The organism is Rhizobium sp. PL01 (assembly GCF_033447125.1).
Lineage (GTDB): Bacteria > Pseudomonadota > Alphaproteobacteria > Rhizobiales > Rhizobiaceae > Pararhizobium.
In genome coordinates, this window is the sequence record NZ_JAWQUM010000001.1 from 474,581 (window position 1) to 488,577 (window position 13,997).

At 60.1% G+C, this 13,997-nt stretch carries 16 protein-coding genes; 10 read left to right on the top strand and 6 right to left on the bottom strand.

Annotation, left to right across the window (positions count from 1 at the left end; translation table 11 throughout):
• Nucleotides 1–7: 7 nt before the first annotated feature.
• On the bottom strand, nucleotides 8–421 hold the full coding sequence (locus R6X40_RS02220; protein ID WP_318410598.1) for a hypothetical protein: 414 nt from the start codon (nucleotides 419–421) through the stop codon (nucleotides 8–10).
• A gap of 49 nt (nucleotides 422–470) precedes the next feature.
• The gene (locus R6X40_RS02225) at nucleotides 471–1,241 is read right to left on the bottom strand and encodes an SDR family oxidoreductase (RefSeq protein WP_318410599.1); all 771 of its coding nucleotides are present in this window, start codon (nucleotides 1,239–1,241) and stop codon (nucleotides 471–473) included.
• Between the two features lie 138 nt (nucleotides 1,242–1,379).
• Here R6X40_RS02225 and R6X40_RS02230 point away from each other — a divergent pair, with 138 nt between their 5' ends.
• From R6X40_RS02230 to tdh, 3 genes are all read left to right on the top strand, one after another.
• A complete protein-coding gene (locus tag R6X40_RS02230; protein WP_318410600.1) occupies nucleotides 1,380–2,342 on the top strand; it encodes a bile acid:sodium symporter family protein in 963 nt (320 codons plus the stop codon).
• A gap of 229 nt (nucleotides 2,343–2,571) precedes the next feature.
• The gene (locus tag R6X40_RS02235; RefSeq protein ID WP_318410602.1) at nucleotides 2,572–3,762 is read left to right on the top strand and encodes a glycine C-acetyltransferase; all 1,191 of its coding nucleotides are present in this window, start codon (nucleotides 2,572–2,574) and stop codon (nucleotides 3,760–3,762) included.
• Between the two features lie 239 nt (nucleotides 3,763–4,001).
• Nucleotides 4,002–5,036, top strand: a complete 1,035-nt coding sequence (tdh, locus tag R6X40_RS02240) for an L-threonine 3-dehydrogenase (protein ID WP_318410603.1) — start codon at nucleotides 4,002–4,004, stop codon at nucleotides 5,034–5,036.
• Between the two features lie 40 nt (nucleotides 5,037–5,076).
• Here tdh and R6X40_RS02245 read toward each other — a convergent pair whose 3' ends face one another.
• Both R6X40_RS02245 and R6X40_RS02250 read right to left on the bottom strand, forming a co-directional pair.
• The gene (locus tag R6X40_RS02245) at nucleotides 5,077–5,628 is read right to left on the bottom strand and encodes an SH3 domain-containing protein (RefSeq protein WP_318410605.1); all 552 of its coding nucleotides are present in this window, start codon (nucleotides 5,626–5,628) and stop codon (nucleotides 5,077–5,079) included.
• Between the two features lie 49 nt (nucleotides 5,629–5,677).
• Nucleotides 5,678–6,169 (bottom strand): invasion associated locus B family protein, encoded by a 492-nt coding sequence (locus tag R6X40_RS02250; protein WP_318410607.1) that lies wholly within the window; start codon nucleotides 6,167–6,169, stop codon nucleotides 5,678–5,680.
• 281 nt (nucleotides 6,170–6,450) lie between these two features.
• Between R6X40_RS02250 and R6X40_RS02255 the strand changes: the two genes are divergently transcribed.
• The 6 genes from R6X40_RS02255 to R6X40_RS02280 all read left to right on the top strand — a co-directional run bounded on the left by R6X40_RS02255 (nucleotide 6,451) and on the right by R6X40_RS02280 (nucleotide 12,639).
• Nucleotides 6,451–7,149, top strand: coding sequence for a L,D-transpeptidase (locus R6X40_RS02255; protein WP_318410608.1), 699 nt, complete (start codon nucleotides 6,451–6,453; stop codon nucleotides 7,147–7,149).
• 119 nt (nucleotides 7,150–7,268) lie between these two features.
• On the top strand, nucleotides 7,269–7,613 hold the full coding sequence (locus R6X40_RS02260; protein ID WP_318410609.1) for a GFA family protein: 345 nt from the start codon (nucleotides 7,269–7,271) through the stop codon (nucleotides 7,611–7,613).
• Between the two features lie 449 nt (nucleotides 7,614–8,062).
• Complete coding sequence (gene rpoD / locus R6X40_RS02265) at nucleotides 8,063–10,114, top strand: RNA polymerase sigma factor RpoD (protein WP_318410610.1); 2,052 nt, start codon at nucleotides 8,063–8,065, stop codon at nucleotides 10,112–10,114.
• A gap of 315 nt (nucleotides 10,115–10,429) precedes the next feature.
• Nucleotides 10,430–10,723: a GYD domain-containing protein gene (locus R6X40_RS02270; protein WP_318410612.1), complete on the top strand. Its 294-nt coding sequence runs from the start codon at nucleotides 10,430–10,432 to the stop codon at nucleotides 10,721–10,723.
• A 135-nt stretch (nucleotides 10,724–10,858) separates the two neighbouring features.
• The gene (locus R6X40_RS02275) at nucleotides 10,859–11,230 is read left to right on the top strand and encodes a DUF427 domain-containing protein (protein ID WP_318410613.1); all 372 of its coding nucleotides are present in this window, start codon (nucleotides 10,859–10,861) and stop codon (nucleotides 11,228–11,230) included.
• A 137-nt stretch (nucleotides 11,231–11,367) separates the two neighbouring features.
• Nucleotides 11,368–12,639, top strand: a complete 1,272-nt coding sequence (locus tag R6X40_RS02280) for a DUF930 domain-containing protein (protein ID WP_318410614.1) — start codon at nucleotides 11,368–11,370, stop codon at nucleotides 12,637–12,639.
• A gap of 21 nt (nucleotides 12,640–12,660) precedes the next feature.
• Here R6X40_RS02280 and R6X40_RS02285 read toward each other — a convergent pair whose 3' ends face one another.
• The gene (locus R6X40_RS02285) at nucleotides 12,661–13,122 is read right to left on the bottom strand and encodes an SRPBCC family protein (RefSeq protein WP_318410616.1); all 462 of its coding nucleotides are present in this window, start codon (nucleotides 13,120–13,122) and stop codon (nucleotides 12,661–12,663) included.
• 59 nt (nucleotides 13,123–13,181) lie between these two features.
• Between R6X40_RS02285 and R6X40_RS02290 the strand changes: the two genes are divergently transcribed.
• Nucleotides 13,182–13,505, top strand: coding sequence for a metalloregulator ArsR/SmtB family transcription factor (locus R6X40_RS02290; RefSeq protein WP_318410618.1), 324 nt, complete (start codon nucleotides 13,182–13,184; stop codon nucleotides 13,503–13,505).
• A gap of 7 nt (nucleotides 13,506–13,512) precedes the next feature.
• On the opposite strand, the gene R6X40_RS02295 is transcribed toward R6X40_RS02290, so the two are convergent.
• The gene (locus R6X40_RS02295) at nucleotides 13,513–13,965 is read right to left on the bottom strand and encodes a VOC family protein (protein ID WP_318410619.1); all 453 of its coding nucleotides are present in this window, start codon (nucleotides 13,963–13,965) and stop codon (nucleotides 13,513–13,515) included.
• Between the last annotated feature and the right edge of the window lie 32 nt (nucleotides 13,966–13,997).

Consider the following 13,997-nt stretch of genomic DNA (forward strand, 5'->3'; position numbering starts at 1 on the left):
CAAAGCCTCAAAGAGGCCGGATGGTCTTGAGAACTTCGAGCGGCGATGCTGTGATTGCCCAGTTGTACTGCTGCAGCGACGGCTTGCGGGTGACGACCTCCCTGACAAATATCCGGCAAAAGGCGCGACTTGCCTCGATCGGGCGGACCTTGAGCTGCGACGCAAGGCGGCCAAGTTCATCCTGAGATACGGCCCCATCGGCAAGACGCGCGTCCAGACCGCGCTCACACGTTCCCGCCGCGCGGGCCTGGCCCCACCGGTTTTCGCTAAGACTGGCGAGATGCTCCTGCCATTCTACTTCCGAGAGTGCCGCTGGATCGGCGAAATCTGCCTGCTTGGCTATAAATTGATTGATCGTTAGACCGGTTAATCCCAGCGTTGCCAGTACGACGACCAAATTCACAAATGTTGATCTTTTCAAGGGCGGGTCCTGCAGTTGTTTTCTCTGTCATGCATCCTTTTGTTCCCCGTCACATCCTCACCGTCATGCCACCATCTACCGTCAGCACATGGCCGTTGACGAAGGAGGCGGCGTCGCTGGCCAGAAACAGCGCTGCACCGGCGATCTCGTCCGGCCGGCCCCAGCGTTGCGCGGGGATGCGCTGGCGCACGAACGGCATCAGGTCCTCGTTGGCGGCCATCTCGGCGTTGGTCTCTGTCGCAAACCAGCCCGGTGCGATGACATTGCTGGTGATGCCATAGGGACCGTACTCGACCGCCATCGAACGCATCAGTCCGGTCAGCCCCTGTTTGGCAAGGGGATAGATGCCGTCGCCCGGCATTGCCACCTGGCCGTTGATCGAGGTGATCGAGATCAGCCGTCCGTGCTCGTTGCGCTTCATCAACGCCGCCGCATCGCGCGACAGGGTCGTGGCGGCGATCAGATCGGTCTGGATCAGCGCCAGGATCGCATCATCGTCGAATTCGGCAAGCGGCCGCCGGTCGCGGGCGCCGACATTGTTGACAAGAATATCCAGCCGGGCATGGCGCTGGTCGATGCCGGCGAGTGTTGTTCGCTGCGCCTCCCGGTCGGCGATGTCGAAGGCAGCAGCCTCGGCGCTGCCGCCGGTCTTGGTGATCCCGGACACGGCCTCCTCAAGCGTTGCCGCTGTTCGGCCGGTGATAACGACATGCGCTCCGGCGTCGGCCAGTGCCCGGGCAATTTCCAGTCCAAGGCCTCGCCCGCCGCCGGTGACCAGTGCGACCCGGCCTTTCAGGGAAAATCTGTCGAAGATGCTCATACGGTTCTCATCGCATGGGCAGCGGTGTTTTTCCACCGGAAAGGCTAAATTTTGCCACGCTTACAGGCAGTTGCGTCCTTGACACCCGGGGTTTGGCGGCTAAACCGGCCGTTCTGTTCATTTTGGGAGGAGGCCGCTTTGAAGGCTGTTGCATCGTTATCGGCGTTTGTCGGCAAGACATTCGCTATCTGGGTCATTCTGTTCGCGGTTCTCGGTTTCGTCTTTCCGGACACGTTCAAGCAGATCGCGCCCTATATTGTCACGCTTCTGGCGATCATCATGTTCGGCATGGGCCTGACGATTTCGGTTGGCGATTTTCGCGAGGTTGCGCGCCGGCCGTTCGATGTCGCCATCGGCGTCTTCTCGCAGTTCATCATCATGCCGCTCATCGCCGTCATCCTGACGAAGATCATCCCGATGGCGCCTGAAGTCGCAGCCGGTGTTATCCTGGTCGGCTGCTGCCCCGGCGGCACGTCGTCGAATGTGATGACCTATCTTTCCAAGGGTGACGTGGCGCTGTCGGTCGCCTGCACCAGCGTCACGACGCTGGCAGCCCCGTTGGTCACGCCGTTCCTCGTCTGGATGTTTGCCAGTCAGTATCTGCCGGTTGATGGCTGGGCGAGGTTCCTCAGCATCGTCAAGGTCGTTCTGGTGCCCCTGGCGCTGGGCTTTGCCCTACAGAAGATTTTGCCCGGCCTTGTCAAGGCAGCGGTTCCAGCCCTGCCGCTGGTCAGCGTTGTCGGCATCGTGCTGATCGTTTCGGCTGTTGTCGGTGCGAGCAAGCCGGCTATTGCCACTTCCGGCCTGATGATCTTTGCCGTCGTCGTCCTGCACAATGGCCTTGGCTATCTGCTCGGCTATTTTGCCGCCCGTGCCAGCGGCCTATCGCTTGCCAAGCGCAAGGCGATCGCCATCGAAGTCGGCATGCAGAACAGCGGTCTCGGAGCCGCCTTGGCCAATGCCTATTTCTCGCCGGTTGCTGCTGTTCCGAGTGCAATCTTCAGCGTCTGGCACAATATTTCCGGTGCGCTGCTGGCCAACTACTTTTCCCGCCGCGTCGAGGACGAGCCGCAAGCGACAAAGCCTGCCTTCGTGAAATAATGTAATGCCGGGGGCGGGTTTTCCTGCTCCCGGTTTGCCGGCGAGGGGTATCCGCGGAGGATAGCTCTCGCCTTGTCGCAGGTCCGGGTGGCCTGCGTCGTATCTGGACGAGGCCACATCATCGCCCTGTCCTGCAAGCGCCGCACGCTGACGCTGCCTTCTGCTGTCACACGCATCGGAATATGATATGTTTCGATCGCAACCCGACATCAGCTTGGAAAGCGCGTTCATGACCTCAGCTTTCATCCAACATCTCTCTTCCGAACTTTCCGCTTTGAAGTCTTCCGGGCTTTACAAGTCCGAGCGTGTCATCGTTTCCAAGCAGGGTGGCGAGATCGAGGTGGCGTCGGGGGCGAAGGTCTTGAACTTCTGCGCCAACAATTATCTTGGGCTTGCCGATAATGCCGACCTGATCGAGGCCGGCAAGCGGGCGCTCGATCGTTATGGGTATGGCATGGCCTCGGTGCGGTTCATCTGCGGCACGCAGGAAGAGCATACGCAGCTCGAGGCGCGGATTTCGTCGTTTCTCGGGATGGAAGACACGATCCTCTATTCCTCCTGTTTCGATGCCAATGGCGGCCTGTTCGAAACGCTGCTGGGCGAGGAAGACGCGATCATCTCGGATGCGCTCAATCATGCCTCGATCATCGATGGCGTGCGGCTGTCGAAGGCCAAGCGCTTCCGCTATGCCAACAATGACATGGCGGCGCTTGAGGAAGAACTGAAGAAGGCCGAGGGTGCACGCTTCAAGCTGATCGCCACCGATGGCGTCTTCTCGATGGACGGTATCATCGCCAATCTGCAAGGTGTCTGCGATCTCGCCGAACAATACGGCGCCATGGTCATGGTCGATGACAGTCATGCGGTCGGTTTCGTCGGTCAACATGGCCGCGGTTCGGCCGAATATTGCGGCGTCGAGGGCCGGGTGGATATCATCACCGGCACGCTCGGCAAGGCGCTCGGCGGTGCCTCCGGCGGGTATACGTCGGCAAAGACGGAAGTGGTCGACTGGCTGCGCCAACGCTCGCGCCCCTATCTGTTTTCCAACACGCTGGCCCCGGTGATTGCGGCCGCCTCGCTGAAAGTGTTCGACCTGATCGACACTGGCGATGCTCTTCGCGCCCGGCTCGAAGCCAACGCGACGCTGTTCCGCTCAGAGATGAGCAAGCTCGGCTTCACGTTGGCCGGCGAAGGTCATCCGATCATCCCGGTGATGCTGGGCGATGCGTCGCTGGCGCAGGCGATGGCCGCGAAGATGCTGGAAAAGAGCGTCTATGTCGTCGGCTTTGCCTTCCCGGTCGTGCCGAAGGGCCAGGCCCGTATCCGCACCCAGATGTCGGCCGCCCATAGCGAGGCGGATGTGCGCCGGGCGATTGCGGTGTTCGAAGAGGTCGGACGGGAGTTGGGCGTGATCGGGTGAAGCAGGTGGTGTTTCTTCGCATTCGCGGCTTCACCCCGCTCTGTCCTTTCAGGACATCTCCCCCTCAAGGGGGGAGATTATTCTTTTCCCTTGAGGTGACTGGCTGAATGAGAGCCAGCCTGAAGGGCACACACTGCATAGCTGATCTCCCCCCCTGAGGGGGAGATGTCACGAGAGTGACAGAGGGGGGTGAAACGTCATTCTCCAAGGTCAATATCTGCTAATCCAAGGACCACCCGATGACAAACATGATGAAGGCGCTCGTTAAATCCAGACCGGAAGCCGGCCTGTGGATGGAGCATGTGCCGGTACCGGAGCCCGGCCCCAATGACGTGCTGATCAAGGTGAAGAAATCGGCGATCTGCGGCACCGATGTGCATATCTGGAACTGGGACCAGTGGGCCCAAAAAACCATTCCGGTGCCGATGGTCGTCGGCCATGAGTTCGTCGGTGTCATCGCCGAAATCGGCTCGGCCGTTACCCGGTACCATGTCGGCGAGCGTGTTTCGGGCGAGGGGCATATCGTCTGCGGCAAGTGCCGCAATTGCCGCGCGGGCAGGGGGCATCTGTGCCGCAACACGCTCGGCGTCGGCGTGCATCGTCCGGGCTCATTTGCCGAATATGTCTGCATCCCCGAATACAACGTCGTTGCCATTCCCGACGAGGTGCCGGATGAGGTTGCCGCGATCTTCGATCCGTTCGGCAATGCTGTTCATACGGCCCTGTCCTTCGATGTCGTCGGCGAGGATGTGCTGGTCACCGGTGCTGGCCCGATCGGCATCATGGGTGCGCTTGTCGCCAAACGCTCCGGCGCGCGCAAGGTTGTGATTACCGATATCAATCCGGTGCGCCTGGCGCTGGCGGAAAAAATGGGCATCGATTATGTCGTCGATGCGTCCAAGGAAAACCTGTCGGATGTGATGACGCGCATCGGCATGACCGAGGGGTTTGATGTCGGGCTGGAAATGTCAGGCGCTGCCCCCGCCTTCCGCGACATGATCGACAAGATGAACAATGGCGGCAAGATCGCCATTCTCGGCATTGCGCCGACCGGTTTCGAGATCGACTGGAACAAGGTGATCTTCAAGATGCTCAACCTCAAGGGCATCTATGGCCGCGAGATGTTCGAGACCTGGTACAAGATGATCGCCTTCGTCCAGGGCGGCCTCGACCTGTCGCCGATCATCACCCACCGCATCGGCATCGACGATTTCCGCGACGGGTTTGAGGCCATGCGCTCCGGAAATTCCGGCAAGGTCGTCATGGACTGGTAGGGCTTTCCCGCACCGCTGAGAGGCGGTGCGGACTTGTCTGCTACTCAATGACTTCCCGCGGATAGACACCCCAGAGTTTCGCCTGGGCAACATAACCGCTGAGCCGTGGCCGCTGGAGGGCGACACTGCACCAAGAGCCGCTGCAGTCGCGGATTTTCACAAGCACGCCTGGCTGCAGCAGAGCCGTGATGTCAGCGCCTTGGGCCGGACTGCGCTGCAGATTGGCGCCCTGTTTCAGCCATGGCGCAACGGTGGCCGTGCGCTGACCCGACAACAGGGCCGCGTGCATCCAGCCGGACGCTCCGTCCTGATCGCGCACCAGCCGCCAGTTGCCCCACTCCTCGATCAGTTCCAGCGGCAGACCGGTGACCATGTAGACGAACCGCACGGCATAATCGGTCGAGGGGCCGACGCGCATACGGGCCGTCTCGCTTTTCAGCGAGACGAAACGCGGCAGTTTGAGGCCGGTCACACGGCCGGTATTGCGGCCGGAGGTGGCGATGCTGTCGCTGGCCGCTATGGGTGCGGGCGTTGCCTGGGCAGGCTGCACCATTGCCGCGAAGGCCGAAAAGAACACGATTGCCGCCTTCATCCGTGCTGTCTCCCGCCGCTGGCGGGGTCTACCGTCCGGTGCTCGCCCATCAGCACGAGGTTGCCTTTTTCAGCGCCGCCGTGATGCCATCCAGCGAAAAGTCGTATTGCGTATTCGTGCCGCGACTGGAGGTCGCCTGCAGCGTCAGCGTGGATCCGGATTTCATGGCTGCGACCAGCGCGTTGTCGCGGTTTTCGCGGGTGAGCCATGCGACGTTTCCGCGCGGGGTCATGGCAAAGGCCTCGCCGCCGATCTTGATCGTGACCTCGGATTCGGCCTTCAGGCCGTAACCCATCTGGGCTTGCGGCATGTAGCCGCCGGCGCCCTTCGGCGCGACCAGCAGGAAGTTGTTGCCGTGGTTGACCTCGGCCGGCTGCATGGTGCGCGGCATGGTCAGGGCGTAGCAGTTGGTCTGGCCGTTATCGTTGTAGGAATAGACGCCCCAATGGCCAAAAGTCTTGACCATCACCGGCTGTGCCTGGGCTGGCAGGATGGTGCTGGCAAGCGCCAGGGCGGCGAGGATATGTCGGTTGAGGGACATCTGATCTCCGTCATTTCGGGGGATGGGCCTGACTGGCAGGCAGGAATTGTGCCCGCAATGAACCGTCTGAAGGTTATCAGACGGTAAATATTGCCCCCGCGAAATTTTGGGTGCGGCAGCTCAGCGCAGCCGCCAACTGGGGCGTCCGGCACTGCCGGAAATGGTTCTGGCAGATGCCCGGTTATCCGGTCATAAACGATCACTTTTCTGTTAGGAGGGTTCCAATGCATGCTCCGGCATGGCAAGCGGGGGCCTTAGACAAGCAGATGAGGTTCCCCAGATTGATTGATTTGAATGTGTCCCGCCGAACCTTCCTTCAGGCGGGCGGCGCCTTTGCAGCGCTCGGTCTTGCCGGCTGCGCCACCACGGCTCAGCCCGTCATTGCGCCGGTGAAAGCCGAACCCATCGTGCTGAATACCGCCGAAAGCGAAATGTATGCGGCCCGGCCGGAAGAGCAGTTCCCGCTGCCGGCCGTCCCCTACCAGAAGGTTCCAGCGCGCTTTCGCCGCCAGTGGGTCGACAACACCACCGGCGAGCGGCCCGGTACGCTGGTCGTCGATACCGCCAATCATTTCCTCTACCTCACCTATGAGAACGGCAAGGCGATGCGCTACGGCGTCGGTCTTGGCCGTGCGGGCTTCGAATGGGCCGGTCGCGGTGTCATCCAGTACAAGCGCAAATGGCCGCGCTGGACCCCACCCGACGAGATGGTCGCCCGCCGCCCTGATCTCAAACCCTACAGCATTGCCAATGGCGGCATGGATCCGGGCCTGAAAAACCCGCTCGGTGCCCGCGCGCTCTATATCTTCAAGGACGGCGTTGATACGATCTACCGCATCCATGGTTCGCCGGAATGGTGGACGATCGGCAAGTCGGTGTCGTCCGGCTGTGTGCGCATGCTCAATCAGGATGTGATCGATCTGCACAGCCGGGTGCCCAACCGCACCGAAATTCTGGTCATCGGCGCAACAATGGCCTAACTGCCGGCCCGGGCGTCCTTGACGCCGGCATGAACCGTTTTGGGTGGCGATGGAGGCAAGGCCTTGACATCGCCCCCTGCCGCATCATCTCTCAGGCAGCCGGACTTGGGAGGGTTTTGATGATCTATTCTGGAAGTTGTCATTGCGGTGCGATCGCCTTTGAGGTCGAGGCCGAAATCACGCAGGCGATGGATTGCAATTGTTCGATGTGCCGCCGGCGCGGCGGACTTCTCGCCTTCGTGCCGCGCGAAAATTTCAAGCTGCAAACGCCGGCCTCGGCCGTGTCGACCTATCAATTCAACAAGCACGTCATCCAGCATCATTTCTGTGCCAACTGTGGAATTGCGCCCTATGCCGATGGCGAAAGCAAGACCGGCCCGATGACGGCGGTGAATGTCCGCTGCCTGCCGGATGTGGATCTCGAAACTCTGACGATCACCAAGGTCGATGGGCGAAGTTTTTGACGCGGCCGGAAAAGCGTTTCGGGTTGAAGTCAGACCGCATCTGCAAGCGTAGATTCCTTTAGCCCTTGTCTTTCCATCAACAGTTCCTACATTTCGGCCATGGAACTGAATCTTTGAAGCACTCCGCTGGATTCAGTCTTTTTTGCCGATTTGAACGGTTTTTCACCGGAAATGCTTGACGGGACCGAAAATTGTGGGAATCACCATTTCTAAACACAGAAGGTGAAATGGGTACGGCGGATACGACCATCATGCAAGTGATGTCCAGATGGCACTGCTGTCGCAGCTGGCCGGTGGAACCGCGGTGACTATCGTGGTTAATCAGGAATTAAATATCATCCCTTTACGTCAGGGGTAATGATTCGCGGTGGGTGTGGTGACGCGCCCGGGCCTTAAACAGGTTTGTACCGCTCACACGTTGAATGCTGTCCAGGAAAGCGACGATATAAATGGCAACCAAAGTCAAAGAGAACGAAGAAGCAGAAGCCGAACGCGAAGGCGCACCCGACGGCCCGCTTCTCGATCTCTCGGATGACGCGGTCAAAAAAATGATCAAGGCCGCCAAGAAGCGCGGCTATGTGACCATGGATGAGCTGAACGAGGTTCTGCCGTCCGATCAGGTTGACCCCGACCGTATCGAAGACATCATGGCGATGCTCAGCGAAATGGGCATCAACGTGGTCGAGGACGAGGAAGCCGACGAAGGCCCAGCCGCGTCCGAGGAAGAAGACAACGACGCCGACGGCGAGAGCGAAGGTGGCGAACTTGCCCCTTCGAGCGGTACGGCCCTTGCGACCGCCAAGAAGAAAGAACCGACCGACCGCACCGATGATCCGGTGCGCATGTACCTGCGCGAAATGGGCTCGGTGGAGCTTCTGTCGCGTGAGGGCGAAATCGCCATTGCCAAGCGCATCGAGGCTGGCCGCGAAACGATGATCGCCGGTCTCTGTGAGAGCCCATTGACGTTCCAAGCCATCATCATCTGGCGTGACGAACTCAACGAAGGCAACACGCTTTTGCGCGAGATCATCGATCTCGAAACCACCTATTCCGGTCCGGAAGCCAAGGCTGCACCGCAGTTCCAAAGTCCTGAGAAGATCGAGGCTGACCGCAAGGCTGCCGAGGAAAAGGAAAAGAACCGCAAGCCGCGCGCTGGCGACGACGACGTGACCAATGTCGGCGGCGAAGGTCTGCCTGGCGAGGAAGAGGAAGAGGACGACGACGAGTCGAACCTTTCGCTTGCCGCGATGGAAGCCGAACTGCGCCCGCAGGTCATGGAAACGCTCGACATCATCGCCGAGACCTACAAGAAGCTGCGCAAGCTGCAGGACCAGCAGGTCGAAGCTCGCCTTCAGGCGACCGGCACGCTGTCGCCCGCACAGGAGCGCCGCTACAAGGAACTCAAGGACGAGCTGATCACGGCTGTGAAGTCGCTGTCGCTCAACCAGAACCGCGTCGATAGCCTTGTCGAGCAGCTCTACGACATTTCCAAGCGTCTGATGCAGAACGAAGGCCGTCTGCTGCGTCTGGCCGAATCCTATGGCGTCAAGCGCGATTCGTTCCTGGAACAGTATGCCGGTGCCGAACTCGATCCGAACTGGATGAAGTCGATCGCCAATCTGGCCGCCAAGGGCTGGAAGGAATTCGCCAAGAACGAAGGCACGATGATCCGCAACATTCGCGGCGAGATCCAGAATCTTGCCACGGAAACCGGCATCTCGATCCTGGAATTCCGCCGTATCGTCTCGATGGTACAGAAGGGCGAGCGCGAAGCCCGCATCGCCAAGAAGGAAATGGTCGAAGCGAACCTTCGCCTCGTTATCTCGATCGCCAAGAAGTATACGAACCGCGGCCTGCAGTTTCTCGACCTCATTCAGGAAGGCAATATTGGCCTGATGAAGGCGGTCGACAAGTTCGAATACCGCCGTGGTTACAAGTTCTCGACCTATGCGACGTGGTGGATCCGTCAAGCGATCACCCGCTCGATCGCCGACCAGGCCCGCACGATCCGTATTCCGGTGCACATGATCGAAACGATCAACAAGATCGTTCGCACATCGCGCCAGATGCTGCACGAGATCGGCCGCGAGCCGACCCCGGAAGAGCTGGCCGAAAAGCTGGCCATGCCGCTCGAAAAGGTCCGCAAGGTCCTGAAGATTGCCAAGGAGCCGATCTCGCTCGAAACCCCGGTGGGTGACGAAGAGGATTCGCATCTCGGGGACTTCATCGAGGACAAGAATGCACTGCTGCCGATCGACGCCGCCATTCAGGCGAACCTGCGCGAAACGACGACCCGTGTTCTCGCCTCGCTGACGCCGCGCGAAGAACGTGTTTTGCGCATGCGCTTCGGTATCGGCATGAACACCGACCACACGCTCGAAGAAGTCGGCCAGCAGTTCTCGGTTACCCGGGAACGCATCCGTCAGATCGAAGCCAAGGCGCTGCGCAAGCTCAAGCACCCGAGCCGCTCACGCAAACTGCGCTCGTTCCTCGATAGCTAAACGACAGCTTTTTCGAATGAAACATCAAACCCGGTCAGTGAAAACTGGCCGGGTTTTTCGTTGGGCCGCTGGCGATGATATCGGGCAACGTCCGCCCGATGGCTGTTCGGCCAACGCGAGCCTCGACCTTTGCTTGTTCGCCCAAGCCGACAGGTTTATACTTGAGTGCTCGCTAAAACCTTCGGGCCTCGATCGCACACGCTCTGTTAATTGACATCGACCGCCCGCCTTGTCGGGCGGTGTGTTCGGTGAGGTGGGAGGCGGAGGCACAATCGCGGCGCCACCGTCACGGCTGCGCCGCATGGGAGGTGTGCCATGACCACGTACATCGTGCTGATCAACTGGACGGAGCAGGGCGTCAAGAATGTGCGCGACTCGCCGAGGCGTCTCGATGCGGCGAAGAAGCTGCTGAAGGACATGGGCGGTTCGTTCCGGGAATTTTACCTGACCATGGGCGAACACGACATGGTGGCGGTGTGCGAAGCGCCGGATGATGCGGTGATGGCGCGGTTTGCCCTTTCCCTCGGCATGGGCGGCAATGTCCGTACCAGCACCTTGAAGGCATTTCCGGAGGCTGCCTATCGGGAACTCGTCAGTTCGCTTGGATAGGGGGCGAAATCCGAGACGCCGTTTATCGGTAAGGCATCACGTGCATTTGCATGGCGAGACCGCTTGCTCTTGGTTCTCTGTCATCGCGACCCCATGTGTTAGAAGCAAAGTCGCTTCAAACACATGGAGTTCGCCATGCTCGACAAGCCCGTTAAGATCCCCGGTCCGGATCATCCGATCACGATTACGTCCAATCCCGGCCGCGTCATCGTCCGGCTGGGAGACGTGATGGTCGCCGACACCCGCAGCGCGCTGACATTGCGCGAGGCATCTTATCCTGCTGTGCAGTACATTCCCCGCACCGATGTCGATATGGCGCTGCTGCAATCGACGGATCACGGTAGCTATTGCCCCTACAAGGGTGAGGCTTCCTATTTCAGCGTGCCGTCCGGTGGCGAGCGGCTGGGCAATGCCATCTGGTCCTATGAGGCGCCCTATGCAGCTGTTGCTGCCATCAAGGGCCACCTGGCCTTCTATCCCGATCGTTTCGAGATCACGGACGCTTGAGCTGGTGTCTGCTGCGCTAGGAACAGCGTTGCGCCCATGCTAGGGGTAAGGCCGCTATCGGGCTAGGCCGCCCGGTTCCCGTATCCCTTTGTCCCGCCGGTCACGATCCGGTCAGTATCCGGTTCTATCCACCATTCATGACGCAGAATACGGAAAAACGATGGGGCACATTCAAGGCGGGATTGTTCGCCTCTGCGGCTGTGCATGTCGTTGCCGCTGCGTTTCTGCTTTTCGATTTGCCGATGACGCCGCCAGAACCTGAAAAGGAGGAGGTGGTCAAGGTCGAGATGGTGCCCGACCCGGAGAAGAAACCGGAACCGGAAAAAAAGCCCGAGCCCGAAAAGAAACCGGCGCCAGAGCCGGAAAAGAAGCCGGAGCCGAAACCTGAGCCGCAGCAGAAGCCGCAGGAAGAGGTCAAGCCGATTGAGACGCCGATAGACGAGGCGCAAGTGAAACCTGGGGAAGAAGGTGCGAAGCCGCCTGCGGAGAAACAGGCGGCGGAGCAGGCCGAAGCGCAAAAAGCAGAAGCCCAGAAGGCAGAGGCAGCGAAAGCCGAGGCCCAGCAAGCAGAAGCAGAGAAAGCAGAAGCGGAAAAAGCAGAAGCGGAAAAAACCGAGGCCCAGAAGGCCGAAATGCAACCGCTTCAGCCGCAAGCCTTCGAATCTGCGGCCAAGGACGGCGGCAAGGAGGCAGGCGGCGATCGCCCGTCGGAGCCGCAGAACCAGCCCGAACCTGAATTGCGCGCAGAGCCTGTCATTCCACCGGCCGGCCAACAGACGCCGGAAAAAAATGAGCCGCAGCTGAGCCAGCCGGAGGCAAAGCCCGCCGATACATTGGCCGTTGCCAAGCTACCCGAGCTTGATCTTCCCGAAACGGCCAATGCCAATGCGGTGCTCAACGAAGGTGAAGCGCTGATCGAAACAGTGCCGATCCCGCAGGCCAAGCCTGCCGACAGGCCGGTCGATGCCGCCGATCAACAGCTTGCCTCGTCAGAGACTGTTTCGGCGGATGCCAGGCCAAGCCGCCCGCCATCGGAGTTGAAGAAGGCACGTGAACTCTATTCCGCCAATACGCTGTCGGATCCGCGCGTCCGCCAGGCGCTCGGCCAGTTGCCCAGGGACCGGCGAATTGTGCAGATGTGCATGATCGAGACGCTGGAGCAGGTTCGCCGCACCCGGCCGGATACTGTGCCGCGGGGGCTGTTCTTCGATCCGCGCAACGGTTCGCCCATCGTCGGGCAGGTGATGACGGCCAATCGTGCCGCCTACAAGACTGCAGACGGCTGGATCGACGTCGATTTCAAATGCACCGTCAACGCCGACGTCAACGGGATCACCGCCTTCAGTTTCGCGGTCGGTGGTTCAGTGCCGAAAAGCCAGTGGCAGGCGCGGCGGTTTCCGAAAAATTGAGCCGCCGCGCCTGTTGCTGCATTACTTGTAAAAGCCTTCGCGCAGGTTGATGCCGTGTTCCAGCCAGGCTTTCATGGCGCAAAGCGCACCGGTCCAGCCTTCGCAATTGCCATAGGAGCCCTTCAGCCCGCCGGGCGTTTCGCGCCAGCCTTCTTCGGCAATGGTGACCAGTGTCCTGCTGCCATCCACAGGTTCGAACAGCATTGTCACCGTGGTGTCGTATTTCGGCGTTTCCGCGCCCGGTCCTTCGTAGGCGGCCCACTGAAAGACGATTTTCTCATCCTTGATCACGTCGACTACCTTCACCGGGAAGGCGCCGGGGAAATCGTGAAAATCCCAGGTGACGGTCGCGCCGGTCTCAAGCCTGCCGTTGGCGCCACCGGTGGTGAAATAGCGTGACAATTGGTCCGGATTGACCACCGCCTCGAAAACCGCCGAGACAGGCTTAGCGATGCGGCCCGCGACCCTGAATTTCAGTTCCATGTTCTTTCCTCCTGCTTTTTCTGCTTGTCCTGGTGCCCATTATGTTATAAAAATATAACATGTCAACTGATGATGAAAATGATAGAATCTTCAAGGCTTTGGCTGCATCCAGCCGGCGTGCCATGTTGGATGTGCTGAAAGATCAGCCGCAGACCACCGGGGATTTATGCGCGCGGTTTCCCGCCCTCGATCGCTGCACGGTGATGCAGCATCTGAAGGTGCTGGAGGCGGCCGATCTGGTCATCGTCAAGCGCGAGGGCCGCGAGCGCTGGAATTACCTCAACCCGCTGCCGATCAAGCATATCCATGACCGCTGGATCGGTCCCTATGCCGCCCAGGCGGTCAACTTGCTCAGCCGGTTGAAGGACGATCTGGAAGGGTAGGGCGCGTTCATCCGGCGGCGGCCTTTTCCAGTTCCGCGACGTCGATCTTCACCATCCGCATCATCGCGTCGCGCACCCGACCGGCCTTGGCCTGGTCGGGATCGCTCATCAGCTGCATCAGTGCATTCGGAATGATCTGCCAGGTGACGCCGAAACGGTCGGTCAGCCAGCCGCATTGCTGTGCTTGTCCGCCGTCCAGCAGGCGGTCCCAATAATGATCGACCTCCGCTTGGTCGGCGCAGGCGACGAAGAAGGAGATGGCGGGCGTCAGCTTAAAATGTGGTCCGCCGTTCAGCGCCATAAAGCCTTGCCCCTCCAGTTCGAAGGCGGCGGTGAACGTTTTTCCGTCCGGTCCCTTCTGCTGATAGGTGACCTTCGCCTGCCGGAAAATCGAAAGATAAAAGGCGAGCGCCTCGTCGAGAGTGTTGTCGAACCAGAGAAAGGGCGTGATCTTTTGCATGAACTTTCCTCCTGTTGGCGTGAACTTTACCT

Excerpts from the sequence above, each read along its gene's own strand:
- R6X40_RS02225 (WP_318410599.1), bottom strand. The coding sequence starts at position 1,241 with ATGAGCATCTTCGACAGATTTTCCCTGAAAGGCCGGGTCGCACTGGTC.
- R6X40_RS02235 (WP_318410602.1), top strand. The coding sequence starts at position 2,572 with ATGACCTCAGCTTTCATCCAACATCTCTCTTCCGAACTTTCCGCTTTG.
- tdh (WP_318410603.1), top strand. The coding sequence starts at position 4,002 with ATGACAAACATGATGAAGGCGCTCGTTAAATCCAGACCGGAAGCCGGC.
- R6X40_RS02245 (WP_318410605.1), bottom strand. The coding sequence starts at position 5,628 with ATGAAGGCGGCAATCGTGTTCTTTTCGGCCTTCGCGGCAATGGTGCAG.
- R6X40_RS02250 (WP_318410607.1), bottom strand. The coding sequence starts at position 6,169 with ATGTCCCTCAACCGACATATCCTCGCCGCCCTGGCGCTTGCCAGCACC.
- R6X40_RS02260 (WP_318410609.1), top strand. The coding sequence starts at position 7,269 with ATGATCTATTCTGGAAGTTGTCATTGCGGTGCGATCGCCTTTGAGGTC.
- rpoD (WP_318410610.1), top strand. The coding sequence starts at position 8,063 with ATGGCAACCAAAGTCAAAGAGAACGAAGAAGCAGAAGCCGAACGCGAA.
- R6X40_RS02270 (WP_318410612.1), top strand. The coding sequence starts at position 10,430 with ATGACCACGTACATCGTGCTGATCAACTGGACGGAGCAGGGCGTCAAG.
- R6X40_RS02275 (WP_318410613.1), top strand. The coding sequence starts at position 10,859 with ATGCTCGACAAGCCCGTTAAGATCCCCGGTCCGGATCATCCGATCACG.
- R6X40_RS02280 (WP_318410614.1), top strand. The coding sequence starts at position 11,368 with ATGACGCAGAATACGGAAAAACGATGGGGCACATTCAAGGCGGGATTG.
- R6X40_RS02285 (WP_318410616.1), bottom strand. The coding sequence starts at position 13,122 with ATGGAACTGAAATTCAGGGTCGCGGGCCGCATCGCTAAGCCTGTCTCG.
- R6X40_RS02290 (WP_318410618.1), top strand. The coding sequence starts at position 13,182 with ATGTCAACTGATGATGAAAATGATAGAATCTTCAAGGCTTTGGCTGCA.
- R6X40_RS02295 (WP_318410619.1), bottom strand. The coding sequence starts at position 13,965 with ATGCAAAAGATCACGCCCTTTCTCTGGTTCGACAACACTCTCGACGAG.